1 protein-coding gene is annotated in these 1,917 nt (G+C 35.9%); it reads left to right on the top strand.

Going from position 1 to position 1,917, the window contains the following annotated elements; all coding sequences use genetic code 11:
- The first annotated feature begins 988 nt into the window (after positions 1 to 988).
- Positions 989 to 1,192: a hypothetical protein gene (locus ACFIKE_RS09975; RefSeq protein WP_273788516.1), complete on the top strand. Its 204-nt coding sequence runs from the start codon at positions 989 to 991 to the stop codon at positions 1,190 to 1,192.
- The last annotated feature ends 725 nt before the right edge of the window (positions 1,193 to 1,917 follow it).

Below are 1,917 nucleotides of genomic sequence, written 5' to 3'. Positions count from 1 at the left end.
AACTTAACCATTTAAATGAAAAATAAACTGTCTGTTGATGGGGGACAGTGATGTAAAAAGCACTTTAAGCAAATACTGTGGGAGCAAATACTGTGGGAATATGAGCCGTTGCAGATCAAAGGAGAAACGGATACTAAAGGCGTCTTTCAGCACAAAGAACAGCAACGGTGTGGGGCGAAAAAATCATCTTTAAGGTGTTTTTTACCATTTTTATCTTATCCCTATCAGTCTTATTTCTCGCTCCTATCATGCTTATTTTTTCATGGATAGCGGGTTATTTGCTTTCTAAAGATTTCTCAACCTTTCTGGAACAGTTGAAAAGAAACTTTTGTCACATGTGAATAAATAAACAAGAATGATGTTTTATGGGTATGTCGTTATCTTTCTAATAGGAAGTCTTGTCTAGTAGGATTATTTGCTTTCTTTCTCATGAGCGCTTCGTGGAAACTTTTCAGTTTTACCTTTGAAAAGTCATTGTTTTTATCATCCGTTGAGCTTTGTTATTGGGAGGTATATTGGGGTTTTCTTATTGGGCGCTGTACCAAGATGTCTGATGTAGATTAAGCTGCAAAATATATCTTTATCCTTTATAGAGGATTTTATCTTTTTTTGAGCGACACAGAGCTTAAAAAACAAACTTTTCAATGTGCTTATAATAGCATAAGATCCTTATATTTTCAAATAAAATATGGTTCATCAGTTCAAAATAACAAAATAAACTGTGGAGGATCAAGCAATTTACGGTAATCTTTTATAGAGGATAAAATTTTTTCATTTTGCTGTTTTAATGGATTTCATAAAAAAGGGAGGTGGTCACTTAAATGGTTAAATGACGGGATGCAATATCCAAAGAAGCTTTATAAGCGGCAGGTAGCTTGATAAAAGAGGCGTTTATAAGAAATGCTTTTATAAAGGTGGGGGCTATGAGGTGTAAGACATTTCTTTTTTAATTTTAAAATAGGGGCTTTTTGAATCAAGAAATTTTAAAATGAGAATTGAAAAATTGCAAAGCTGCTGTGGACGCATTTTAGATAATCGGTTGTTTGGTTTGGTCTGTGGGGCGTGCTTATTGCTTCACGCTTTTGTTTATCGCGTTCTTGTTTCTCACATTCTAGGGGCACATCTCTTACGTCATACACAATGCCTCAAACGGAATATACTTATTGCGGCATATTCACGCGCTTGTTTTTAAGAGACATCTCTTACATGTGCTCGAGCCCATTTCACGACGGTGGCTCAAGAAGGGCATCTATGGTAAAGCTTTCATGATAATATAACTTTATTAAGGATCATCATTTTTAGGATTCATAAAAGCGTAAGCTGGTATCATCGCATATTTTGCCAATCCCCAATATGTATTACAAGCTCTTGGCATTTGAGACGGTTTATAAGAGGCATTTTCATTGTACAATTTCACTGCGCATGGCTCTCCCACTTTTTACGTACAAGCAAATAAATTTTATTGATTCAACAGGGGATAGATTTGAAATGAGAGAATCTTACAGCATTTTGGATGTGTTGATTATCAAGATACAAAGTGCTTGCGAAAATGTTTTTCATCTTGTTATGCCATAAAATACTGTCATTTGAGGCGGATATAGGAAGGTTTATGAGGCATTGTAACTTTTGACGCATTAAGTGTTAAAAATTAGGGTGCCAATGTTAAGGAAGGACTTTTGTTAAGGGAGAAGTTGTTCGTAGAGCGCTTTATGCAAGTGGAACCCATAAGTGCTCAGCAGGCGGAGTGCACTTAAGAGCAATGGGATTGTTGACAAACTGAGGTGGGTTTTAAAATCTTCATTCTTTGAGATGAGCAAGGAATATCATCATCCTTTGCTTTATATATACTCGGCTTCATTTAAGCGGTGAAAACACTGTCGTTTATGGTGGGCATGTCAGTTTTCCACATGAGATGTT

The sequence above is a fragment of the Bartonella sp. MU70NMGDW genome (assembly GCF_042194085.1).
Lineage (GTDB): Bacteria > Pseudomonadota > Alphaproteobacteria > Rhizobiales > Rhizobiaceae > Bartonella > Bartonella grahamii.
This window is presented reverse-complemented; position numbering and strand designations above follow the sequence as displayed.